This is a genomic window from Legionella longbeachae (assembly GCF_004283175.1).
Taxonomy (GTDB): Bacteria; Pseudomonadota; Gammaproteobacteria; order Legionellales; family Legionellaceae; genus Legionella; species Legionella longbeachae.
In genome coordinates this window covers 21676-47349 of the sequence record NZ_RXNW01000007.1, presented here as the reverse complement: position 1 = coordinate 47349, position 25674 = coordinate 21676, and the positions used below count along the sequence as shown (strand labels likewise).

Here is a 25674-nt window from a genome sequence, read left to right as displayed (position 1 = left end):
AATATGAATGGTAATATTCTCATAATAGACGATGATACAGAGCTAACCGATTTATTGTCACAGTACCTGGAACCAGAAGGCTATCATGCTGTTTGCGTCCATGATGGTGAAAATGGTGTGAAAAAAGCATTAAATCAACCTTTCGATGCGGTTATTCTCGATGTGATGCTCCCTAAATTAAATGGTTTTGAAGTGTTAAAATCCATTCGCGAACACCTAGAAACTCCTGTCCTAATGTTAACAGCTCGAGGAGACGATATAGATAGGATTGTCGGCCTCGAAATTGGTGCAGATGATTATTTACCCAAACCCTGTAATCCACGAGAATTAGTGGCTCGCCTAAGAGCTATTTTAAGACGTACGCAAAAAATTCCTGCCTCAAAACCCATTATTGAACAACATAATATAGTTGTCGACTGTTCGAAACGCCATGTGACCATGGCCGGGCATTATCTTGAGCTTACTAATGCCGAGTTTAATATCCTGGAAATGTTAATTAAATCACCAGGGCAAGCTTTTTCGAAGGAAGAGCTGACTGAATATGCACTTGGAAGAAAATATACTGCGTATGATCGCAGTATTGATGTCCACATTAGTAACTTAAGAAATAAATTAGGTGATAATCCTCAAGGAGAGCCCATAGTTAAAACAGTGCGAGGATTTGGATATATGTTTAATGCGTAGTTTATATTGGAAGATTTTTATTTCCTTTTGGCTAGCAACTATCCTTATCATTTTTACCACAGCCTGGATTATTAGTCATATTGTCCATAAATCATCACTACCCGCACAAGAACAATTGTTTATGGATAGTTATGCTAATGCAGCGGTTGCAACTTATGAATCAGGCCAGCAAGCTGCTCTTTTAAAATGGCTGAATAAAATTGGTATTTCTCGCCACATGTCTATTTATTTACTCACCAGTACTGGTGAGATTATTGGTACTCATGTAGCTCCAGAAAACGTAAAAAAGGTTGCAGAAAATTTACTTCAAGATCAATTAAGTGAAGGTATTTTAAAATCAGGCAAACTTATTGTAAGCCATGAAATTTTATCAACATCTGGAAAATTCTATCGACTCGCTGCAGTTAGTGAACAACCCATTTACCACTTTGTTGGTGTTCCATGGGCAGGCCTCGCCATTCGCCTCATTTTAGCAATTTTTATTAGTGGCCTTATTTGTTATTTATTATCACGTTATTTAACACAACCACTACGATCATTAGGAATGGCGGCTAAATCAATAGCAAAAGGTAAGCTAAATACCCGCGTTGGACATTTAAGGGGACATAACAAAGATGAAATTGCTCAGCTTAGTGCTGAGTTTGATCGCATGGCGGAACAAGTAGAAACATTAGTCAAATCGAAAGAAAGACTATTACAAGATATTTCCCATGAGCTACGTTCCCCCCTTGCTCGATTACAAATTGCGATTGAGCTTGGGCGCAAAAAAACAAATCATTTAGCAGATGGTGAGTTTAATCGTATGGAGCTTGAGTGTTCGAGATTAAATGCCTTAATTACTGAAATTTTGGATTTTGCCCGCTTGGAAAAATCAACAACTGATCTTAATTGTAATGAAGTGGATCTTTCAACTCTTTTATTAAATATAATAAATGATGCAAATTTTGAATTTGGCAACGAGTTACCTCGAGTCAAAGCCGGAGTTATTGAGCCATGCCAGTTATTCCTTGATGAACGTTTAATTCATAGAGCAATAGAAAACGTAGTCCGTAACGCCCTGCACTACTCCCCTGCAACTGAACAAGTTACTGTTTCCTTAACGCGTGACAAAACTCAGGAACACATATACATTGATATTACTGATAAAGGACCTGGCGTTCCCGAAGATCAACTTAATCGAATATTTAATCCATTTTATCGGGTAGATACTTCAAGAGCAAAAAAAACAGGGGGGTATGGTTTAGGATTAGCTATTGCTGCTCGTGCAATTCAACTTCATCAGGGAGAAATAGTGGCCTCAAATAATCCTGACTGTGGTTTATTAGTACGTATTAAACTTAACTCTAGTAACCCAGAAAAATAATTACAAAATTCAAATAAGGCGTGTTGACAATTCATCCCCACCACCGACGTGGCGCGGCTTGTTCCTGAGAAAAACTAAAAATTATCCCTGTTATTAAACTGTTTTTTTCTGTTTAATTAAGTTACAATGTGCTAGCTTAAGTAATACTGGAATCTCTGTAATATGACAGTAGCTCAGAAATTAGAAAAAACAAGTGGTATATTTTTTTTCTTGGGTTTTCTGCTTTCAAAACTTCAATATCTTCCTTTTCCTTTAGTATCTACTATTTTCAAGTTTCTTTCATTAGGTATCTATTCTCTAGCCTATGGTTCTTGGTCCATTGCCTGTCTTCTTCATCCAGATCACAAAGAGCATCACCAAAAATGGTATGGTTTTGCACAGATTAAAGAACAATTCTTTTTTTCATCATTCCTGGGATTAATCGCTACCGGACTCAGTATTGCTGCTGTTTTTGTACCCGTTCTCTTTCCAGCAGCAGCTTGGCTTTTCCTTGTCGGAAATGTGCTTTGGACCATTGGCGAATACCATAAATTAAAAAATCCACCACAAGATAATGAGGATTTTTCTTATACCCAACAAAAAAATTATTTATATTATGCAATAACATCATGTGTAATAAGCTTAGTCTCGGCAGTTTCAGCTACACTGGTCGTTGCCTTTCCTCCTTTCTTAATACCGATTACTATTTTTTCACTTCTTCTTTATACAGGCTTGGGGTCACTCGCATTTGAATATTGGTTACATAGTAAAAGTTCAGACAATCCACTATCCATTAAAGGTAGTTATTATCAAATGAACGATTCACTCGGTCCGCCAATTTCCCCTAAAAAATCTAACGCCCCAGGCCCTGGACTTACTAACAGCATTTTTAAAAGGCCTGAAGATGAAATATCTGAAATCGAACTGACCACCATCAATACCCCTGATATAGATGGAAATGAGTATGATTTGCAAATCCATACTTCTTCTTTATAATAAAAAATCTTAAGAGATTTTGATTGAGACTTATATGGATCCTACAATTACAAAAATGATTTCCAGTGCATATAAAGCACTTGCTCATTCTTACTCCCCATATTCCAAATTTAGTGTCGCTAGTTGTATACGTACTGACAAAGAAACTTTATTCACAGGTGTCAATGTCGAAAACAGCTCTTATGGATTATCGACGTGTGCTGAGGCTTCAGCTATTTCTGCGATGATCTCAGCAGGAGAAAAAAATATTAAAAGTATTGTTGTTCTTGCTGGAACAAATTTATTATGTCCTCCATGTGGTGCATGCAGACAAAGAATTTATGAATTTTCCTCCAAAGAGACCATTGTTCATCTTTGCAGCAAAGACTCAATATTACGTAGCATTAAAATTAGTGAACTACTGCCCCTTGCTTTTGATTTTAACCCTTAATTAATAGGAATATTTGTATGATAAATACTGCCCCAAAGCAGAATTATGCTCATTTAGCAGCTAACTATATAAAAAATTTACACCCTTCATTTAAACCAGTCGTTGCTGTAGTGTTAGGTTCAGGGTTAGGTAGATTTGCTGATGAACTGCAAGATGCAGTTTGCATCAACTATGAGGAACTTCCTGGTTTTCCAAAAATTACAGTACAAGGACATGGTGGTAATTTAATTCTTGGTTATTGGAATGGGGTAGGTGTTATTTGTTTGCAGGGAAGAGCACATACATATGAAGGCATAGAAAATTATGAAACAGTAAAAACCTATGTCCGCACTATGAAACTCTTGGGGTGTACTTATTTTATTGCAACTAATGCTTCTGGCTCACTAAGAGAAGACGTTGGGCCAGGTGAATTAATGCTTATTTCCGATCATATAAATTTACAACCAAGTAATCCACTTATGGGCCCTAATGATGATGAGTTTGGCCCAAGATTCTACCCATTAGATAATGCCTATGATCAAACTATGCGTTTGAAATTGTTATCCATTGCCACAGAAAATTCAATCAGACTGACTGAGGGAGTTTATATTTCCGTATTAGGCCCACACTATGAAACTGCCGCGGAAATTAGAGCATTTAAAATTTGGGGGGCTGATGCCGTGGGAATGTCTACTGTCCCAGAAGTATTAGTTGCGAATCATTGTGGGATGCATGTTGCGGTAATCGCGATGATAACCAATTATGCTACAGGCTTATCTAAAACAGCACATAGCCATGAATCGGTCATTGCAATGGCGGAAAGCGCTGCAGCAAAACTTAATCTTATCATAAAACAATATATTGCAGGTTTAAAGTGACAGTAGAAAATCATTTAAATAATGTCATGGAAAAACTGCTTGACCGTTTTCCGAAGCAATTCATCACGGTCAAGCAATTGATACATAGTATCGATCTTACCTTACTTGATGAGCATGCGAGTACAGAGGAATTAACTCAATTAAAACACGATGCCCAACAAAATGGGGTAGCTGCCCTATGCATTTACATGCAACACTTACCTGAAATTATGCCACAACATAGCGTTAGCACGGCAACAGTAATTAATTTTCCACAGGGAATGGAGCCACTTGATGTTTCACTGGCATCGATAGATAAAGCAGCTCACTTAGGAGTCAATGAAATTGACTATGTTTTCCCCTACTCCATGTATCTTGAAGGTCACACACAAAAGGCACTACATCAGTGCTACACAATTTCCGAATTATGTAAACAACATAATCTTGTTTTAAAGGTAATTTTAGAAAGTGGAGCGTTTTCTAACCTTCAAGATATTTATACGATTAGCAGGGAATTAATCGATCTAGAATGTAACTTTATTAAAACATCTACAGGAAAAATCATGCCAGGGGCTTCACTATCTGCAGCAATAGCCATATTAAGCGCAATAAAAGATGCAAACGCCTCTTGTGGGATTAAGATTTCAGGTGGCATAAAAAAACCACAACAAGCTTTTCATTATGCAGTGCTTGCAGAATTAATGATTAATAAACCAATTAATAAAAACTGGTTTCGTATAGGAGCCAGTAGTTTATTAGGTGAACTGTTAAAAACCAATTAAATCTCAGTTATACTTCGTACGCTCTAAACATAATTAACAGTCGTGACATTAATAACTTATCAGGATAGAGTCATTAATTAGATAAGGAATATAAAGTTATTCTAGTTCACCTTTCAACTGGAGTTTAATCTATGCAAAGAAGAAAAATATTTTTTAAATCAATTCTCGTGATACTTTTAGGTCTCATGTTATCAAGTTGTAATAACACTCTACCGCCGGGCGAATACGATACAAATGAAGTCGGTAAAGTAAAAAAAGTTATTCCAGGAGTTATTATTTCTAAGCGCCCTGTTCATTTACGAAATACGGCTGGCATGAATAACAATACAAACAACAATCTCGTGGATAGTGGATACAGTCAAACACGTGGCGTTGAGTACGTTATTAAATTAAACTCAGGGGGAATCATCTCTGTAGTACAGTCAGAAGACTTAAAGCTTAAAAATAAGCAAAAAATTCTGGTCATTTATGGTAAACATACTCGTGTTGTTGCTGATAATGGAAGTGAGATCTTCTAAATATCCAGGATATGTTCTCCCCGTTTTTTTCTTTCGTGTATACTAAGATTTAAACAAGTATACACGAATAGCAAGGATTGCTTAACCACATCTCTTAACTAGATATTAATGCTCATGTTAGGATAAGAAAAATAATTAAATTTAATACTTTAAGATCATCTTTTACCTCAAAATCCAAGTTTAAGATAAAGAATTCTCTTTTACACTAATTTAATATTTGCCTAGAATAAGTGACTAACTCTAATATTTCAATTTTTTGCTAAATGCTGTTCCACAGTTAGATTACTGAATTAGCCTGATATTCATCAAAAAGCCATGATCGTCTAAGTCGATTCTCGACAGTAGAGTTAACGCCTCTCACAAATAGGTCTGTAATGAATCTTGCACATAAACATACCAATAAAGCCATAATTTATTTCTATAAAAAAATTCTTTAGATTTTAATATACTATCAAATGCCCACACCAACGGCCAACCACATCAAGGCACCATAATAAACGCTGACAATAAACGCTTTGAAACATTTTTGTGGTTCTCGTTTATAAATCAGCTTTTGTTGATAAATTAAAATTAAACTCGCTGTCATCCAAATAAGGTAAAATAATAAATGTACTTTATTTATAATTGCCCAGAGCAACCATAATCCATGAAATAAACCTTGTAATAAGCCAATAATTAATCGATCAAAACCTGCAAAATAAATCGCCGTAGATTTAACCCCTATTCGCAAATCATCTATTTTATCCGTCATTGCATACATAGTATCGTATGCTAAAATCCATGCGAAATTGATAAGAAATAATAAATAAAACTCACTGTTCAAAGATACATTTGAGGCTACAAATGCCATAGGAATTCCCATTGAGAATGCAAATCCAAGAACTAATTGAGGCGCATTTAGAAAACGTTTACAAAATGGATAAACAAAAGAGATGAAAAGTGCGATGAGTCCCAAATAAAAGCAATTTTTAGGCAGCTGGACTAATATATATAATGCGGTTAAAAGCAACACGGCTAATAAAATAAATGCTTCAGTTAAGCTCACTTCACCAGCTGTTAATGGGCGAAATTGAGTTCGCATAACATGCTTATCAATATTTCTGTCGGCAACATCATTCATAATACAGCCCGCGGCACGCATTAATACAGTGCCACACACAAAAAAAGCTAAAAGTCTAAAATTAGGTATCCCTTTATTAGCAAGCCATAATGCCCAAGCTGTAGGAAACCAGAGTAGGAATATTCCTATTGGTTTATCAAAACGCATTAAACGCCAATATGCGCTCCACTTCATAAAACAAACTCTAACTCAGGGAGCATTATTTCTGCTATATAAAATGATTCACTCTGTTGAAATGAAAACTCAGCCAGTCGTACCCAGAGAATACCCTCAACCGTATTAATATTCTTTTTTACCCAATAAAACTCCATACAATGGTGATCAATTGCATAATTGATGCTGTTGATACGTTGTACTTTATCATTTCCAAAGATTAAATTTTTTATTGATTCATTTTTTAAACGATCAAAAAAAGAAGGCTCAAGCGCATAACATTTCTTAGGAATAATACTTCGTGCAAACCAATAAGATACTCCTCGACTTTTCATAATGATGTCGCGCTTGAATATTGATTCCTCTTGAATCTGGAGAACATTTTGATCCCACCAATCTGTATTTACCCAGTTTTGAGAAATTAGCTCAAGCTGTGCTTCGCCTTTAATTTTTTGCAACATCTCGGTTAACGAAGCTTGATGGTTAAGCCACTTTTTAAGATTTTCCGGGCTTTGCGCATTAATTACAAAAATCGAATGAGTATTGATAGGCATGGACTTTGATTATTTACAAAATATATTTCTTTGTGATCTTACAAAATTACTGCTTTAGGGACAAGTTATTACTTAATCTTATTCTACCTAATCTATTTAAAGTCAGTGTAATCTTTTCGTGAGTATTAATATTTATCAAACTAAAGTGCCCGTTGCTCATTGCCTGGGTTGGATTATTAGAAAAAATAATTTTATTATTAGAGCTAACCCCTGTCCAATGTAAACTCCAGTGTGGATGACTCCATTGCCATTGATAAATTAACTCTACTTGATTTGTTTGTCTATTCATGAAATTCAAAGTCATGCCTTTAGCCCAATTCAATGAAACATCTGATGGTATAAGGAACACAGAATTACCATTTATCATTGCTTGTAGCTTAGCGTACCGGATTGCATTTCTTAGCTCATCAATTATTATTTGCTGTTCATTTTTTCGCAAAAAATAACTATATGAACTTACGCCCATAATTAATAAACATGCAAACAAAGTCATAGTGATAATCAATTCAAGTAAAGTAAACCCTGTTGCCTTATTAAAAACACATTTAATTTTATTTTATTCCTTAATTTAGGGCTTACTTTAAAATAAAGTTTAACAACTATAAGATTAGACAGTATAAGAAAACGATTCTTCGTGTTCAAAATCATCATAATCTTCACAAAAAACCCCTGAAACTACACGTTGCATAGGCTCACATTTTCGACTTAAGGCACGAATTAAACGGCCATGGGGATGTGCATTGTCACTTAGCACATTTAATAGCCTTATACTTTGTAAAAAAGTCAAATCCCATCGCGCAAAATACTCTTCTTTGTAAATACTCTTACCCGATGAGAGCAACTGCAACACCTGATTTAATGCATTATATACCTTTTCACTTGGATTCTCTTTCAGTTCCTTTAGCAAATTAATAACAATGTGAATAATCACGTGTGATTCCTTGCGAATTTTTGCAAAATGCTTCAAACAAGCAAAAGGGGATTTTAATGAAAAAGAATGGCGTGCGTCATCAAAAAATTTTTTATCCATACTGTCTTTCAAAAGATCCTGGGATAATTTTAAAAAGACAGGGAATACAGCCAATAGAATTTTATGATTTTCTGATCGAACTGAACATAAAGAAGATTGTAGCCCTTCATTACCAAAAAAAGTAAATGGATTATCTTCATGCTTAGGACCGTGAATAACAGAATTTGGATGATTAAAATAAAGTACCCTTAACTCTTCTGCTTGTTTCATTAATTCACTTTGATTTGGTGCAGTTGATTCTTCAATAAGTTGATAGACAACATCAAACCAATTCTTATCGCCTCTATAACAACAGTAAGAAAGTAATTCACCTAATGAGCTAAATGTTGAATACATGTATTCTTCATTTTCATATTCTTGCAATTCATTTTTATGATAACGCATATTTAAATAATTCAGTGTTTCTTTGTAACCTGACTCAATCATTTCCTTTCTGCTTTTTTTACTGACTGAAAAAGAAGAGCTTGATACGTTATCTACATTTATCACTATTGATTGACATGCGTATTTTCTTAATTTCAAGCGATCACGTTCCCAACCGCTGGCAGGATCACTTACACCTGTAAGTAAGGTGTAAATCCAGTTAAGGATAACATTTTCTCTATAGACTTTATCCATTACACGATCTATTGCTTTTCTTTCAGGCCCGTCATCAAATTTTACTGCTAATACTTTTAGGTTATTACCATATTCGGATTCAAGTAAGGTAGAATGATCATCAAAAAATGCTTCAGTAGGAAAATTATTTAATACTCCGCCATCATTATGCTCTTCTCCATCAATAAGTGTTGAACGATATACAATAGGGAAACTTGCTGAAATTTTTACTGCTTCACTGACTTCAAAATTTGGTGAACGAATTAATGAAAAGTAACGGGTGCTACCTTGTCGTTTATTAGTTGCGGTAACTACTATTTCTTTTCCAATCCCACAACCAGGACACTTTTGGCGGATCATTTCTAAAGTGGCGAAAGTAATTATTCCTTCCGGATATGGAATTTGATATTGGGTAACAATTTGGTTCAATTTATATGCAATTGCATAATCCAAAGCTGTTTTTAATGAGTGTGCCTCAGATATTCCATTGAGATTAATATCAAAATGAACTAAATGTTCGTGTTTAAAATGCTTAAATAACTCTTCAATTTCATCTCCTGAGTAACCTAAATAGCACATTAATGCCATAATTGCACCCGCAGAGCTACCTGCAAATTTTTCAGGTAAAATTTTAGCTTTATTAAGGGCCTTACAGACACCAACATGAGCATAAATTTTAGCGCCGCCACCACAAAAAACTATATTCTCTATATTCGGTTTTTTTTCTCTAACCAGAATCTGATGTGATTTTAAAAAACGAAAGATTTCCAATTTTTTTGTTTCATATAATGGGACAATTTGTTTTTCTTTAATTGCTTTACTTTTCTCTTTCTCTTCAGATAACCAGGGAAATAACCAACTCCACATTCGTATATACCAAGGTTTTAGCGACATAAATCTCTGCATTTTTCGATAATCGTACATTTTATCAAGTCGCTCTTGCTGATCAGTGACCTCTATTGACTGGGGATGTGGGTTTTTGCATATGGATTCAAATTTAATATTTTTAGTATTTAAGGTAATAAGCCGATCAACAAGCTTATTAGTAATAAATACTCTTTTCGTATTGCCTAAGGGCTCTTGTTGAGGATCATTTGGATCTTTATATTTTGTACCTGTTCCAGGTACAAGAAATTGATGAAAGCCAATTAATATTCCATGACTTCCATGACACATTTCAATTCCAGTGAGCTGATACTGAGATATATTTTTCAGTGATAAATTTAAATCACTTATTTTCCAGTACTCTAGATATGTACCTTCAAACCAGCTTTTTATTCTACCCCACCAGGTTAAAGAAACTTCTGCAGTAAATCCACGATATTCATTAACTGTAGAGCCACTTAAAAAATTTTTAGTTTTTTCCTTTTGATGGGGATCCAAAAACCATTGCATAAATATCGCTTTTTTTTCATCACTTAAGCGCGTAAAGTCAAATATTAATTGTTCGTTATCAAATAAATAATTACCTAAAGCAATTTGATTATCCGGTGGCAAACCATTAATCTGCAGACGCCCTAAATAAGCTGTAATAATAATTTTTTTTAATAATTCAAGATTTTTGGGATGTTGGGAAGAGTCAGACTCAAGCAGCTGGCTAATTATATGTTGTGGTGTCATTACTTATCCTTAAGTTATGATAATCCATAAATTTTGAAAGTTTTGCTTTATTTATCTCGAGCCCACCTATTCTTAGTTGCCTATATTTTATGTCAATTTATGAGCATTGTTTTTATTTTTTTATCCATCACAAATATAATTAACACAAATTACTCAGAAATTAAATAGTAAAAATAAATTATTGACAGGATTAAAAATCGTTCACTATGAAACACAAATCAACCCTGCTTTTGATAAGCACATGTCTCTAACGTATCCCTGTGGTAAAAATTACCAATTTGAATGGATCTCAGACCTCTATATTGAAAAAATATAGTGTAATTTTTACAGTACGATTACCTCGGAGTTACTGCAAACTCTTTTTTAAAATCCCTAATTTTCTCCCATGCCCGCTTCCCTCCTTCTGCAACAGCAATATTGAGCTAATCCGTGACCCCATTATTTCTTAGCAAGTTAATTTTAGTTTAAGCTATTTGCGATACATTTAGCCATTGCTTAATCAAGTTGATTTAGTTATGAGCCACAAAGATGATGTTATTAAAACAGCTAAACTCCCAAATTTTTATCCTACATTCTTTCAATCTTCTGTAAATAAAAAAAATCGAGTAATTGATTTAATATCGCTTACTTACGAAAAAGAAAAACAGAAAATGTTAATGTATGACAAAAAAATGAGTAGCATACTCATCTATCTACAATTTGAGGAAGCATTAGCATCTAACGATGTGATTAATATTAAAAGATTACGTGAGGAGATGAATAACTTAATTGAACGATTATTTTCCAGTTGGTTTTAGTTCGTCTCCCTATCCTGTTCATGCAGGCTTGTTCAAAAATAGCTCGTTCCATTCTACCCAACATGACTATGGGCATGCTTATCTAAGAGTATTAGAATTAAAATAAAAAGCTCCTCATGCTTTTGCTCAATATAAGGAACTATATAATAAATTAATAGCACAAAAGAATTTAAATTAGATTGATGATCTCTCGTTTAAAAAAGATTTATTTCTATTATTTATACTAGTTCATGAGTTGGATTATTCACCAGATCAAAATCAATCTGTAATAGATTTAATTAAAGAGAGAACCACTCTTCCTTGTGAGAAAGGTGACGATAATTTAATCGAGTTAGAAAAGAATGGAGAAGATAACTTCTTAACTACGATTTTGGTTGTAGACGTAATTGATTTTGTGGAACCTTTAAAGGCATTGGGCTATGAAATTGAATACTCGTCAAAAGTGCCCCTAGACTCCGAAAAGCTTTTCTCAGCATTCTAGATGAATTTATAGAACGACACCCCGAAATAAAACTCGAGGCTCAGCACAATATCAAACCGTGTCTTTAACTGTTTCATTCATGGGCAAAAGAAGTGATTTGCTCTCCTACGACTTTCAGCAAAAATTGCTACAGTTGTTATTCATGGCAATAAAACTTTATTTTATATAACCCATAAGACGAATTGCTCAAATATCAGCCATATTAAACCGATTCGTTACACTTGATACATTATCTTCAGTATCATTTTTTTCCAATGATTGCGCATCGATACTGAATATTAATAAATATCGCCATTAATAAAAAATGAATTTTTTAATTTGTTCATTACTTCTTAATTCAAAGCATGAAGTAATTTTTTCTTGATTTGGATTGGGCTATTCCCCAAAGGAGTGTCAATTTTTGAAGAAGTATAATCATCTAACAGCTCTTTGACTTGTTTTCATAACTTATCAGAAATTTACCCTCGCATGGCGAGTGTTACTCGCCAATGTCTAAAAAATCGTTTGGCAGTGTCTAATTTATTGGTGCCATTTATCAAAAAGTCGCCTCTTAAATTCTTTGAGGCAATAGGGTAAACAACAGATCTGTCTTCAGTTACACCTACTTTTTAAAAATTCAGGATAATGCCTATTGAAATTACTGTGCATCAAAATACAATTGTAAAAGGTTGAAGAATTTTTTAGGAGATTAAAAGGACTTGCTACTAATTCCCTCTCTAGAGGAGAATTTTACCTGCAATATTAGCCAGGTTTGGGCTGGCATGCAGAACGATCACCATCTCGTCATTATTTATGAACAGATAAGAAATACATATCATTGCTATCTAAAACACTTTAAGATTTAGCAAAACTCACCAATTAAAAAGTTAAGTTATATCTTTTATAATTTCAGAAATAACCCTTTGAGGATCTGATGCTTTTGTTATTGGACGACCAATTACTAAATAATTACTACCAGTCTCCATGGCTTGCTTTGGTGTCATAACTCTCGATTGATCATCTTTTGGGCTTGTTTCTAATCGTATACCTGGTGTAACCGTTAAAAATTGAGTCCCACAGATACTTTTTATGACTTTTACCTCTTGGGCAGAACAAACAACACCATCCAAGCCTGATTCTTTTGCCAGAACCGCTAATTTTTTTACCTGTTCTATTATGGGTATATTTATACCTATGGCACTCAATTCATTTTGATTAAAACTAGTAAGAACAGTTACTGCAATCAGTAAAGGTCTAGCGGCACCATAAGACTCAATTGCATCCCTTGCCGCGTGCATCATGCTTGCACCACCAGCTGCGTGTACATTCATCATCCAAACACCTAGATCAGCAGCAGCTTTGCATGCCTGTGAAACAGTGTTAGGAATGTCATGAAATTTTAAATCTAAAAAAACTTTAAATTGCCTTAGGATCAACCGCTTTACAAATTGAGTTCCAAATAAAGTAAAAAGTTCATTTCCTACTTTCAAGGCACATTGTTGAGGATCGAGTTTTTCTATTAAACTTAAAGCCTCATCCTCAGTATGAAAATCTAATGCAACAATTAATTTAGATGACATTTTATGCCATTACCTCTTCTTCGTGTAATGTGAGAGCCTTTTTAACTGCTGCAACTACTTTGCTTTGTTCTGCTTCTTGCAGATAAGGATGCATAGGTAAGCTAATAACACGGCGACTTGCTTGCTCTGCATGAGGAAAATCACCTATTTTATAACCTAAATAACCCATGGCGGTTTGCTGATGCAAAGGGACAGGGTAATGTACTGCCGTAGGAACTCCTAATTCTTGCATTGCATTTTGAAAAGCATCTCGATTACTTACTTCAATGGTATATTGTGCATATACACTTGTATTATAACTATGAATAAATGGTATTTTTACTAAAGGTGATAACATTTGATCATATGCTTTAGCCACTCTTTGACGCATAATAATTTCATCAGGGAAAAGTTTCATTTTTTCAATTAGAACCGCAGCCTGAATCGTATCCATTCGCCCATTAATGCCAATACGATTATGGCAATAGCGTGCGTTTTGGCCATGAATCCGTATTTCAATAAGTTTTTGCGCTAATTCATCATCATTAGTAAAGCATGCACCTGAATCTCCATAGCCTCCTAAAGGCTTAGATGGGAAAAAGCTTGTGCATCCAATTGTAGATAAAGCGCAAGAGTACCGCCCTTTATATGTTGCACCAAAACTTTGGGCAGCATCTTCAATTACGGGAATGCCGTATTTTTCAGCGATAGCATTAATTTCATCATGCTCAGCACATTGACCATATAAACCCACGGGCATTATTGCCTTAGTTTTATTGGTAATGGCACTTTCTAATTGATTAGGATCCATATTATAAGTAAGTGGGTCAATATCCACGAAAACTGGCTTAGCCTGACATAAACTGATCACTTCTGTGGTCGCAAAAAAACTAAAAGGCGTAGTAATGACTTCATCTTCAGGCTGGATTTCCAAAGCCATAAGCGCCATTAACAATGCATCAGTCCCACTTGAATTAACAATAACATGTTTCACTCCGACAAATTCAGCCAATTGCTTTTCAAGCTGAGCTACTTCGGGCCCCATAATGTATTGGCCATGGTTCAAAACATTTCTTATGCTGTTTAAAATATCGTGTTCAATTATTGAATATTGTTTTTTTAAATCGATAAATTGCATCATAGTCTCTTTTAAAAATAGTTAATACCCTTCCAAGCCATGAACTGGCTTCATTCTTCCCCAGTTTTTACAACTAGGGCAATGCCAATGTAAATGTTTTCCACCAAACCCACAGTGTATACATCGATATACTGGCTTATTGTCTAAAAATTTACTAGTTATATCATAAAGCATTTGTAATTTGTCGCGTACTTTTCCATGAGCAGACTCAAGATGCCAATATATTAATTGATTCAAACCACGTATAGATGGATGTTTACTCAAATTATCAGCCACAAAATCTATTGCTGCATCCATATTTTTTTGTTGTTTTAAATATTCCGCTATAACAAAAATTACTGAAGCCCTAGGATTATCTGCTAAAGTTTGCTCAAGATATTTGATGCATTCATCCATGCTATCTAATTTTTTATGGCATAAAACTAAAGGTTCAATAATCTCTGTTAAAAAGTCAGCGTCTTGTTGAGGAACTTTTTTTAATGAGCGGATTGCTTGTTTGTAACGTCCCTCTTTCATTTCCAAGCTTGCATGCATTAAACTCGCACGAACAGAGGCTGCATCAACATTAATTGCTTGTTTGATGCAATAAGCAGCCTTATCTAAAGAGTTAGTTTTTAATGCCTGGCCTGCCATCTCACAGTAATAATGGGCCGCTTGGTGATGAAAACTTGTGCCTGTTGTAATTTCTAATTTTTTAATTACATCTAATGCCTTTTCCCAAGCTTTCTCTTGTTGATAAATTGCCAACAAACCATGTAGGCTACTGGTTTCTTTTGAACCACCTAATTCAACCACCTCTAAAAAAATTCGTTCTGCCCTATCGAATAAGCCCGCACTCATATAATCTTGGCCTAAAGCCATTAAAGACTCTTTTTTTTGTACCAGACTTAATTGAGGTCTAGCGATTAAATTTTGATGAATACGAATAGCCCTATCAACTTCCCCTCGACGTCTAAATAAACTTCCTAAAGCAAGATGGGTTTCAACCGTATCACTGTCTACTTCTAATAACTTAATAAATATATCAACAGCCTTATCAGATTGCTCATTTAATAGATAGTTAAGCCCTACAACATATTCACGAGATAAGCGATTAGCAAGGTTTGGAATATCTTTAGATTTACTACGATTTGCCATCCACCAACCGGACCATGCAGCAGCAGGCAATAGTAATGGCCATAAATCTATCATTATTACCCTCCTCTGTGCATGTTATATTTATAATAATAAAACTAGTGTTGATCTTGCAATGGGATTGAACGTAAGTTCTTAATTTCTTTTTCGGTTAATTTTAATTGATTTTTGAGTCTATGACACTCTGCTTTTAAGCGCCAATAGCGTGCTATAAAAAATATAAAGCCTATTAAAACACCAATCCCCAACATAATCGTCATCAAAACAGAAATAGGCATTGATAGTGTTTCAAAATAAAAATTAACATCTACCGATGTCGCATTTAAGGCAGCAAAGCTAACACCAATAACAATAAGAAGAATATAAATAACTAGCATTAATATGCGCATTGAAGTCTTCCTTTTTTGTAGCATGGGTAAAACCCTGTCACTTAGTCAAAAATCTTTGGGAAAAGTCAGATTTGAGTTCAGGTTGGACGAAAATAATTTTCAAAAATGCCCGCATAACACTTTATGCTGCGCTTTTGAGACTCATTTTCATTCAAAATGTATCAAACATAGCTTTTCGGCAAATTGTATAGAAGACTCAGGGTAAGACCCCATGAACCCTCTAGGAAATAATAGCTATATTAACCTGGACTACACCTCATTTCACCCAGGTTAACAAAACAAAAAAAGCGTAGATATATCTACGCTTTTTAACACATTAGCAGTAAAAATTATTCACTTTCTTTACTGGCCATTTTTTCCTTGAGCAAATCACCTAAAGTAGTAGTTGAAGAACCTTCGGTTCTGGAGTACTTCTTAATGGCATCTGCTTCATCTTGTGCGTCTTTTGCTTTTACTGAAAGTGTGATTGAGCGATTTTTACGATCAACATTTATGATTTTTGCTTCAATTTCATCACCTTCTTTGACAACAGTAGTGGCATCATCAACACGCTCATCAGATAATTCACTTACGCGAATAGTACCTGTAATATCGTCAGCTAATGCTACAGTAACTGTTTTTGGATCTACAGCAGTAACAGTACCTTTAACTATCGCACCTTTAGTGTACTCATCTACAAAACTTGCAAAGCTGTCTCCTTCAAGTTGTTTAATTCCTAAAGAAATACGCTCGCGTTCAGGATCAATAGCTAAAATAACTGCTTCAATCTCTTGTCCTTTTTTGTATTGTTTTACTGCTTCTTCACCAGGAGTTGTCCAAGAAATATCAGATAAATGAACTAAGCCATCGATATCTCCATCTAAACCAATAAAGATTCCGAAGTCAGTGATTGAACGAATCTTGCCACTTACTTTCTGCCCTTTATTGTAACTTGCAGCAAATTGTTGCCAAGGATTGCCAACACATTGTTTCATACCTAAAGAAATACGACGTCTTTCTTCATCAATCTCAAGAACCATAACGTCAACAACATCACCCAGTGCAACTACTTTACTTGGATGTACGTTCTTGTTGGTCCAATCCATTTCAGACATATGAACGAGGCCTTCAACGCCTTCTTCAATTTCCACGAAGCAACCATAATCAGTAATATTAGTTACTTTACCTTGTAGTTTCTTACCTATAGGATAACGTTCAACGAGATCAACCCAAGGATCATTTCCTAATTGTTTCATACCTAAAGAAACACGGTTGCGTTCGCTATCAAAACTTAATACTTTTACTTTTATATCTTGGCCAACGGATAATACTTCACTTGGATGCTTCACACGTTTCCAAGAAATATCAGTAATATGCAGTAAACCATCTATACCACCTAGATCAATAAATGCGCCATAGTCGGTAAGATTTTTAACAATACCATGCAGTTCTTGACCATCATGTAAGGATTCAAGTAATGCTTGTCTATCGGCACTGCTTTCTTCTTCAACAACCGCACGACGTGATACCACAATATTATTACGCTTTAAATCCATTTTAATTACTTTGAATTCAAGCTCTTTGCCTTCAAGATAAGAAGGATCTCTTACAGGTCTGACATCCACTAATGAGCCAGGCAGGAATGCGCGTATGGAACCAATTTCAACAGTAAAACCACCCTTAACCTTTCCAGAAATAAGTCCAGTAACTGTGTCATTGTTTTCATGTGATTTGGATAGTTTACGCCAAGCTTCCTGACGTTTTGCTTTTTCTCTTGAAAGGATTGTTTCGCCATAGCCATCTTCCACAGAATCCAAGGCTACTTCAACCGTATCACCCAAATTTACTTCCAATGCGCCATCTTTGTCATAAAACTCTTCTTTAGGTACAATACCTTCAGATTTTAGACCCGCATTTAAAATGACATAATCACTATCAATACCAATAACTTTGGCATTAATAATAGCACCAGGATAAAATTGAGCGCCGGCAATACTTTGCTCAAACAATTCTTTGAAACTTTCAGACATGTTTATAAACTCTTTAGTAAAATAATGAAAGAATGAGCTCCACTCATCTTTCCCCCAACAAACACTTAAACACTATATAGACGTTCATTAATTAAGTTTAATACATTATCGAACACTTGTACAATGGATAATCTGGTTGTATCAATTTGCACTGCATCAGACGCAGGCTTCAATGGCGCATGCGTTCGTGCAGTATCCCTTACATCACGCGTAGCCAATTCTTCTACAACCTGCGCGAGGCTAACATTAATTCCTTTTTCTTTCAACTGTAAATATCGTCTATTTGCTCTTTCTTCTGCATTTGCATATAAAAATATTTTCAAAATAGCATTAGGAAAAACTACAGTTCCCATATCCCTACCATCTGTCACCAGACCTGGGGGTTGAGCAAAATTACGTTGGCGTTCAAGCAAAGCCTCTCTTACTTCAGGAATAGCCGCGATCTGAGATGCGTCCTGGCCACATTGTTCACTTCGAATTTCGCGACTGACATCCACATTATCAAGAATTGCTCGAGAGCCATATTCATCACAAAAATCAAACCTCAAGTTAAGAGAACGAGCGAGCCCTACTAATTGTTTTGTGTCGTTGGAAGCAATATTATTTTTTCTCGCTGCATAAGCTAAAACACGATAAATTGCGCCACTATCAAGCATATTCCATTTCAGTTGCTTTGCAAGCAACTGACATAAGGTTCCTTTACCAGTGCCACTTGGTCCATCCAGGGTTATTACAGGTACATCGTTATTGTACATTATCAACTGATTCCTCTATTTGAAGTTGAAGTTGCTTGGCTGTTTCTACAAACAAAGGAAATGAGGTAGCTACATTAGCGCAATTTCTGACAGTAACTGGGGCACTGGCTACAGCTCCTGCAACGGCAAAAGACATAGCAATACGATGATCATCTCTGCTTTCAACAATACCTCCTTGTAAGGTGCCTCCTTCAATGAAAATTCCGTCATCTAATGCCTCTGCTTGAATTCCTAATTTTTTTAGACCATCAACCATAGCAGCAATTCGATCGCTTTCTTTAAAGCGTAATTCACTTGCACCACGAAGAGTAGTTTGTCCGCGAGCACAAGCAGCAGCTATAAAAATAACAGGAAATTCGTCAATTGCAAGCGGAACCATATTTGCAGATATATTGATTCCTTTCAAATGAGCATATTGAACGCGCAGATCAGCCACCCATTCTTCACCAACTTGACGCTGATTCAAAAGAGTAATTTTGGCTCCCATTTCCAACAGTATATGAATAATTCCCGTGCGTGTTTGATTTATACCCACATTTCGTATTAGTACATCCGATCCAGGAATAATTGTTGCTGCAACAATGAAAAATGCTGCAGAAGAAATATCGCCAGGAACATATATTTCAGTAGCCAAACACTCATGATCAGAATTAATTACCAGAGTATTTCCTGAACGTTTTATTGGATATGAAAAATATTTTAGCATCAGCTCTGTATGATCACGGCTCACTCCCGTTTCAGTAATCAATGTCTCACCTTCAGCATACAGACCTGCTAACAAAATACATGACTTAACTTGGGCACTGGCTTCGGGCATGACATAATCGATACCATGAAGTTTTTTTCCACCCTTAATAGTTATTGGTGGCTTTCCATCAATTGTTGAAATATCCGCACCCATCAAAGTAAGTGGTTTGCTAATCCGCAACATGGGCCTTTTCAAAAGGCTCTCATCTCCTGTTAACTGACTATCAAAGGCTTGTGCAGCCAATAATCCAGCTAATAGACGTATACTAGTCCCTGAATTTCCACAGTCAATCACCTGCTCGGGTTTTTTCAACCCATATTTGCCTACACCATAAATCACTACCTGCTGTTCGTCTGGGCCTTCTATTGTGACTCCCATTGCTTGAAACGCTTTCAAAGTAGCGAGACAATCATCCCCATCAAGAAATCCATTAATAACTGTTGTTCCTTTTGCGATAGAACCAAAAATGATAGAGCGATGTGATATCGACTTATCTCCAGGAACAGTAATTTCTCCTTTTATCGAGACAACAGGTTTACTTATAAAATTGTGTATTCTCACAGCTTATTTTCCTTTGCAAATTCAGACATGAATTCAATTAAAGCATCTACTCCAGCCATAGGCATGGCATTATAGAGACTTGCACGAATCCCACCTACTAGCCTATGACCTTTTAATGCATATAAACCTCTCAATTGAGCCAATCTAAGAAATTCTCTTTCTAACTGGGCATTTTTAAGGGAAAAACATACATTAACTATCGAACGCGCATCACTATCGATGTCAGTATTATAAAAATCTGAACTATCTATATACTTATATAATTTCGTCGCCTTTTGGCAATTGAGCCGATACATTGCATCCACGCCACCTTGTGCTTTTATCCAACGAAACATTTTATCAGCTAAATAACAATTAAATACTGGCGGAGTAGCATAAAGTGAATGATGTTCCGCATGAATTTTATAATGAAGCATTGTTGGTACAGGGGGATTAGGCGCTCTTTCTAATAAATCATCCCGTATAATCACTATAGTTAAACCCGCATTAGCTATGTTTTTCTGCGCACCCGCAAAAATCAAACCAAATTGGCTAACATCCAAAGGCTCACTAAGTAGAGAAGAAGTCATATCAGCAACTAAAGGAATTCCTTTAGTTTGAGGAACATAATGAAACTGAACGCCATTAACCGTTTCATTGGCAGTATAATAAACATAAGCAGTATTTTCATTGAATTCCCAGTTTTGCTGACTGGGAATAGTTTTATAGGCATTTTTTTCACTGCTGGCAATACAATATGCTTTTTTTAAATTCTGTGCTTCAGAAAAAGCTATATGAGACCAAACTCCAGTAACTACATAACCTGCTTGTTCATTCGGGTGCAAAAGATTCATTGGAATCATTGCAAATTGCGTACGAGCAGCCCCTCCTAAAAAGAGGATCTGATAATTTTTAGGAATAGTTAATAATTCCCTAAGTGTTTGTTCCGCATGGTTTAGTAGGGTCATAAATTCAGAACTACGATGCCCAACCTCAAGAACAGAAATACCTAAGTTTTGCCAATCAAGGAATTCTTCTTGGGCTTCTCGAAGTATACACTCCGGAAGCATCGCGGGTCCTGCACCAAAATTATATACTCGGGTTGTCATCACTACTTTCTTCAATTTCAACTGAGTCATTATTTATATCATTGGAGTCCTCGCCTAAATCTTCAATCTTTTGCATTCCAACTACTTTTTCACCCGAACTCACATTAATAAGACGAACACCTTGAGTATTTCTGCCAATAACTGATAATTCATTAACCTTAAAGCGCACTAGCGTACCCTTATCAGTGATCAGCATGGCTTCATCTGCATCAGTTACTTGCACTGAGCGAACTACTTTACCATTACGTTCATTCACCTGTATTGAAATTACACCTTGCCCTCCTCGCCCAGAAACGCGATACTCATCGATTGAAGTACGTTTACCATATCCATTTTCTGTCGCAGTCAATATAGTTCCGTCGGGATGAGCAACAACTAAAGAAATTACCGCCTGTTCTTCTTCGATACGAATACCGCGAACTCCACGCGCCGTGCGCCCCATAGGTCTTACCTTATTTTCATCAAAACGAACGACCTTACCCGCATCTGTAAACAACATAATATCTTTGCTGCCATCAGTAATATCCACACCAACCAAACTATCATCATCGTCCAGATCTACGGCAATAATTCCATTAGATCGTGGTCTGCTAAAAGCATTTAAAGGTACTTTTTTTACAGTACCCTTTTTAGTTGCCATAAATACATAATACCCATCCAAATATTCTCTTACTGGCAGCATGGCATTAATTTCCTCGCCTTCAGCAAGTGGTAATATATTAATTATTGGTCTGCCACGAGAAATACGACTTGCTAAAGGAAGTTCATATGCTTTTAACCAATAAAGTTTTCCATGGTTCGAGAAGCACAACAAAGTATCATGCGTACTTGCAATGACTAAACGAGAAACAAAATCCTCATCTTTAACATTTGTAGCAGATTTTCCCTTGCCTCCACGACGCTGGGCTTGATATGCACTAATTGGTTGATACTTGACATAGCCTTGATGCGATAAGGTTACAACAACATTTTCTTCGGTAATTAAATCTTCAATAGTTAAATCTTCTTGGGATTCAATAATTTCAGTACGACGCTCATCACCAAATTGAGTTTTTATTTCAACAAACTCATCACGAATGACTTGCATCAAGCGTTCTGGTGAGGCCAATATTTCTAATAATTCCCGAATAAGCTTTAATAACTCTTCAAATTCGTCCAAAATTTTATCTTGTTCAAGAGCAGTTAATCGATGGAGTCTTAATTCAAGAATAGCCTGAGCTTGTGCCTCTGATAACTTATAACCTTCAGTACTCAAACCAAATTCAGCTGCCAAATCATCCGGTCGTGAAGCATCCGAACCTGCTCGTTCCAACATTGTTTTGACTAAACCTGGTTGCCATAGTTTTGCAAGTAACGCTTGTTTTGCATCTTGGGGAGTTGGTGATTGTTTAATTAAAGCAATCATCTCATCGATATTGGCTAAAGCAATTCCTAGACCTTCTAACAAATGCGCGCGACTTCTCGCTTTTTTCAATTCAAATAAAGTTCTTCTCGTTACTACTTCACGCCTATGTTTAATAAAATACTCTAAAATTTGTTTCAAATTCAAGGTACGCGGTTGGCCATCAACCAATGCAACCATGTTAATTCCAAAAACATTTTGCATTTGAGTTTGGGTATATAAGTTATTTAAAATAACATCTGCAATTTCTTGTCGTTTTAACTCAATAACGACACGCATTCCTTGCTTATCTGATTCATCCCTTAAGCCCGAAATTCCTTCAATTTTCTTGTCTCTTACTAATTCAGCGATTCGCTCAACCAAACGTGCTTTATTAACTTGGTAAGGAAGCTCAGTAATGATGATCGATTGGCGACCAGTATCTTCATCAGTTTCAATTTCTGTTCGAGCTCGAATAATAGCGCGCCCTTTTCCTGTACGATACCCTTGAATGATTCCGGCTCTACCATTAATAATGGCAGCAGTAGGAAAGTCAGGGCCAGGGATAATTTGCATAATCTCATCTAAACCAATTTCAGGATCATCAACTAAAGCAATGCATGCATTTATCACTTCAGTAAGATTATGGGGTGGAATATTAGTCGCCATTCCTACAGCGATACCGGAAGAACCATTCACCAATAAATTAGGTACTCTTGAAGGCAATACCACTGGGGCAAATTCGGTTTCATCATAGTTAGGACTAAAATCGACCGTCTCTTTTTCCAAATCAGCTAACAAAGCATGCGCGACTTTAGACATTCTTACTTCGGTATACCTCATTGCTGCCGGGGCATCACCATCCACGGAGCCAAAGTTACCCTGACCATCTACCAAAAGATAGCGCATCGAAAAAGGCTGTGCCATACGAACAATCGTATCATAAACTGCTGTATCACCATGAGGGTGGTACTTACCGATCACATCCCCTACAACGCGTGCAGATTTTTTATAAGGTTTATTCCAATCATTACCTAGCTCGCTCATTGCGTAAAGAACGCGTCGATGAACAGGCTTAAGTCCATCACGTACATCAGGCAAGGCTCTGCCTACTATGACACTCATTGCATAATCCAGGTAGGATTGCTTTAACTCATCTTCAATATTAACTGGCAAGACTTCTTTCGCTAGATAAACCATAGTTTGGACGTATCCTTGATGAAAAATTTTAATGATGAAGAATAGCATATAGACGCATTTAATTAAATGTCTGTACTAAATACGACTAAGTGAAAAATAGAAAACTTTAAATAATTTTAGATTGACTAGGCAGAAACTATAAATCATGCTGCACTACAGCAATATCTCAATAATTTTACTATTTCCCACTGTAATTCTTTCAAATTCTAAACCATAATAAAATTGACTGTAAGTGCTCGTTTTGTATATAGTGCCACCCACAAACAATAAGTATCCTTAATCAGGAGTAGCAATGACTAAAAAAATAGCTAAACTCAGTATTGAAGGCCAAGAGCCACTGGAATTACCCGTTTACACACCAACTTTAGGGAACGATGTGATTGATATCACACAACTGGGTGCTCGTGGCGTATTTACCTTTGATCAAGGCTTTTTATCCACTGCGTCCTGTGAATCTAAAATCACCTACATTGATGGTGATAAAGGTATTTTGCTCTATAGAGGCTATCCAATTGAACAACTGGCTGAGAAAAAAGATTTTCTTGATATAAGTTATCTTTTACTTAATGGCGAATTACCAAATGCTGAAGAAAAGAAAAAATTTGTCGGCTTAATTAATAACCATACTATGGTACATCAGCAAATGTATCAATTCTTAAATGGTTTTCGTCGTGATGCCCATCCTATGGCAATTATGGTAGGAATGGTTGGCGCCCTATCTGCTTTCTACCACGATACCATGGATCTCAATAATGCAGAAGATCGCTTTATTTCAGCAATTCGAATGGTTGCAAAAATGCCTACTTTTGCTGCTATGAGCTATAAATACTCCATAGGACTACCTTATATTTACCCTCAAAATAAAATGTCCTATGCCGAAAACTTTTTACACATGATGTTTAGCGTTCCAACAGAAGAATCAACTCCTGATCCAGTTCTTGTACGTGCAATGGATACTATATTTATTTTACATGCTGATCATGAGCAAAATGCATCAACTTCAACCGTAAGGCTTGCTGGCTCAACGGGAGCCAATCCTTTTGCGTGCATTTCTGCAGGTATTGGGGCGTTATGGGGTCCAGCTCATGGAGGTGCGAATGAAGCGTGCTTAAACATGCTTAAAGAAATTGGAAGTGTAGATCGAATTCAGCATTATATTAAACGAGCAAAAGACAAAGATGATCCATTCCGCTTAATGGGTTTTGGTCATCGTGTATATAAAAGCTATGATCCCAGGGCTAAAGTAATGCGTCAAACCTGCTACGATGTTTTGGAGGCAGTGGGTGCAAAGGATGCTCCTTTATTCAAACTGGCCATGGAATTAGAGCGCATTGCCCTTGAAGACGATTATTTTATTGAGAAAAAACTTTATCCAAATGTTGATTTCTATTCAGGATTGACTTTGAGTGCTATAGGTATTCCAACTAATATGTTTACTGTAGTATTCGCCCTTGCTCGTACAGTAGGCTGGATGAGTCATTGGATGGAAATGGTTGCTACAAAATCAAGAATAGGTAGACCTCGTCAGCTTTATACTGGTGAAAAAACCAGAAATGTACCCTAGTCTCCGTAAGTTTGACATAAAAAGCATGTATATGCTTTTTATGTCACTTAACATACATTAATTTGTTCCTTGCTAATAAGCACATCAAACATTCCAGAAAAGCAACGTATCGTTGCACAGAACAATAATTAAAATTAAGAATGATAAGACTTTCCTAACTACTAGTGACTTGTAATCACCTAAATAACGGTGTTTTCTTTTAGATATAGCAGTGTAGATGTAGCCCGGG

The 25674-nt window shown here is 36.0% G+C and carries 22 protein-coding genes; 9 read left to right on the top strand and 13 right to left on the bottom strand.

Annotated elements, in window-relative coordinates; translation table 11 throughout:
* Positions 1-3: 3 nt before the first annotated feature.
* The 7 genes from cpxR to EKG34_RS08360 all read left to right on the top strand — a co-directional run bounded on the left by cpxR (position 4) and on the right by EKG34_RS08360 (position 5588).
* Entirely contained in the window at positions 4-684 is a 681-nt protein-coding gene (cpxR, locus tag EKG34_RS08390) for a two-component system response regulator CpxR (protein ID WP_003636989.1), read from the top strand.
* Positions 677-2047 (top strand): two-component system sensor histidine kinase CpxA, encoded by a 1371-nt coding sequence (cpxA, locus tag EKG34_RS08385; RefSeq protein ID WP_003636987.1) that lies wholly within the window; start codon positions 677-679, stop codon positions 2045-2047. Before cpxR ends, cpxA begins: the two co-directional genes overlap by 8 nt.
* A 162-nt stretch (positions 2048-2209) precedes the next feature.
* Positions 2210-3022 carry a hypothetical protein gene (locus EKG34_RS08380; protein ID WP_003636986.1) on the top strand — a complete coding sequence of 271 codons (813 nt, stop codon included), beginning with the start codon at positions 2210-2212 and terminating at the stop codon, positions 3020-3022.
* A gap of 34 nt (positions 3023-3056) precedes the next feature.
* A complete protein-coding gene (gene cdd / locus EKG34_RS08375; protein WP_003636985.1) occupies positions 3057-3452 on the top strand; it encodes a cytidine deaminase in 396 nt (131 codons plus the stop codon).
* A 17-nt stretch (positions 3453-3469) separates the two neighbouring features.
* Positions 3470-4309, top strand: a complete 840-nt coding sequence (locus EKG34_RS08370) for a purine-nucleoside phosphorylase (protein WP_003636984.1) — start codon at positions 3470-3472, stop codon at positions 4307-4309.
* Positions 4306-5070, top strand: coding sequence for a 2-deoxyribose-5-phosphate aldolase (gene deoC / locus EKG34_RS08365; protein WP_003636983.1), 765 nt, complete (start codon positions 4306-4308; stop codon positions 5068-5070). Before EKG34_RS08370 ends, deoC begins: the two co-directional genes overlap by 4 nt.
* A gap of 131 nt (positions 5071-5201) precedes the next feature.
* On the top strand, positions 5202-5588 hold the full coding sequence (locus EKG34_RS08360) for a hypothetical protein (protein ID WP_003636982.1): 387 nt from the start codon (positions 5202-5204) through the stop codon (positions 5586-5588).
* A 451-nt stretch (positions 5589-6039) separates the two neighbouring features.
* Here the strand turns inward: EKG34_RS08360 and ubiA are convergent, their stop codons facing one another.
* The 4 genes from ubiA to vpdC are packed head-to-tail and all read right to left on the bottom strand — an operon-like array spanning position 6040 to position 10662.
* A complete protein-coding gene (gene ubiA / locus EKG34_RS08355; RefSeq protein ID WP_012979132.1) occupies positions 6040-6882 on the bottom strand; it encodes a 4-hydroxybenzoate octaprenyltransferase in 843 nt (280 codons plus the stop codon).
* Positions 6879-7415 carry a chorismate--pyruvate lyase family protein gene (locus tag EKG34_RS08350; RefSeq protein ID WP_003636980.1) on the bottom strand — a complete coding sequence of 179 codons (537 nt, stop codon included), beginning with the start codon at positions 7413-7415 and terminating at the stop codon, positions 6879-6881. The genes ubiA and EKG34_RS08350 overlap by 4 nt, the downstream gene beginning before the upstream one ends.
* 46 nt (positions 7416-7461) lie before the next feature.
* Positions 7462-7965 (bottom strand): GspH/FimT family pseudopilin, encoded by a 504-nt coding sequence (locus EKG34_RS08345; protein WP_035905123.1) that lies wholly within the window; start codon positions 7963-7965, stop codon positions 7462-7464.
* 57 nt (positions 7966-8022) lie between these two features.
* On the bottom strand, positions 8023-10662 hold the full coding sequence (vpdC, locus tag EKG34_RS08340) for a Dot/Icm T4SS effector VpdC (RefSeq protein ID WP_003636977.1): 2640 nt from the start codon (positions 10660-10662) through the stop codon (positions 8023-8025).
* Positions 10663-11177: 515 nt separating this feature from the next.
* Here vpdC and EKG34_RS08335 point away from each other — a divergent pair.
* A complete protein-coding gene (locus EKG34_RS08335) occupies positions 11178-11459 on the top strand; it encodes a hypothetical protein (protein ID WP_012979134.1) in 282 nt (93 codons plus the stop codon).
* A gap of 1347 nt (positions 11460-12806) precedes the next feature.
* Here EKG34_RS08335 and pyrF read toward each other — a convergent pair.
* From pyrF to gyrA, 9 genes are all read right to left on the bottom strand, one after another.
* Complete coding sequence (gene pyrF / locus EKG34_RS08320; protein ID WP_003636973.1) at positions 12807-13499, bottom strand: orotidine-5'-phosphate decarboxylase; 693 nt, start codon at positions 13497-13499, stop codon at positions 12807-12809.
* Between the two features lies 1 nt (position 13500).
* Positions 13501-14616 carry a DegT/DnrJ/EryC1/StrS family aminotransferase gene (locus EKG34_RS08315; protein ID WP_003636972.1) on the bottom strand — a complete coding sequence of 372 codons (1116 nt, stop codon included), beginning with the start codon at positions 14614-14616 and terminating at the stop codon, positions 13501-13503.
* Positions 14617-14637: 21 nt separating this feature from the next.
* Positions 14638-15807 (bottom strand): lipopolysaccharide assembly protein LapB, encoded by a 1170-nt coding sequence (lapB, locus tag EKG34_RS08310; RefSeq protein ID WP_003636971.1) that lies wholly within the window; start codon positions 15805-15807, stop codon positions 14638-14640.
* Between the two features lie 41 nt (positions 15808-15848).
* The gene (locus tag EKG34_RS08305; protein WP_003636970.1) at positions 15849-16139 is read right to left on the bottom strand and encodes a LapA family protein; all 291 of its coding nucleotides are present in this window, start codon (positions 16137-16139) and stop codon (positions 15849-15851) included.
* A gap of 329 nt (positions 16140-16468) precedes the next feature.
* A complete protein-coding gene (rpsA, locus tag EKG34_RS08300; RefSeq protein WP_003636969.1) occupies positions 16469-18148 on the bottom strand; it encodes a 30S ribosomal protein S1 in 1680 nt (559 codons plus the stop codon).
* Positions 18149-18213: 65 nt separating this feature from the next.
* Entirely contained in the window at positions 18214-18903 is a 690-nt protein-coding gene (gene cmk, locus EKG34_RS08295) for a (d)CMP kinase (RefSeq protein WP_003636967.1), read from the bottom strand.
* Complete coding sequence (gene aroA / locus EKG34_RS08290; protein WP_003636965.1) at positions 18893-20212, bottom strand: 3-phosphoshikimate 1-carboxyvinyltransferase; 1320 nt, start codon at positions 20210-20212, stop codon at positions 18893-18895. Before aroA ends, cmk begins: the two co-directional genes overlap by 11 nt.
* Positions 20209-21300 (bottom strand): 3-phosphoserine/phosphohydroxythreonine transaminase, encoded by a 1092-nt coding sequence (serC, locus tag EKG34_RS08285; protein WP_003636964.1) that lies wholly within the window; start codon positions 21298-21300, stop codon positions 20209-20211. Before serC ends, aroA begins: the two co-directional genes overlap by 4 nt.
* Positions 21281-23881 (bottom strand): DNA gyrase subunit A, encoded by a 2601-nt coding sequence (gyrA, locus tag EKG34_RS08280; protein WP_003636963.1) that lies wholly within the window; start codon positions 23879-23881, stop codon positions 21281-21283. The genes serC and gyrA overlap by 20 nt, the downstream gene beginning before the upstream one ends.
* A gap of 292 nt (positions 23882-24173) precedes the next feature.
* Between gyrA and gltA the strand changes: the two genes are divergently transcribed.
* On the top strand, positions 24174-25445 hold the full coding sequence (gltA, locus tag EKG34_RS08275; RefSeq protein ID WP_003636961.1) for a citrate synthase: 1272 nt from the start codon (positions 24174-24176) through the stop codon (positions 25443-25445).
* Positions 25446-25674: the final 229 nt, after the last annotated feature.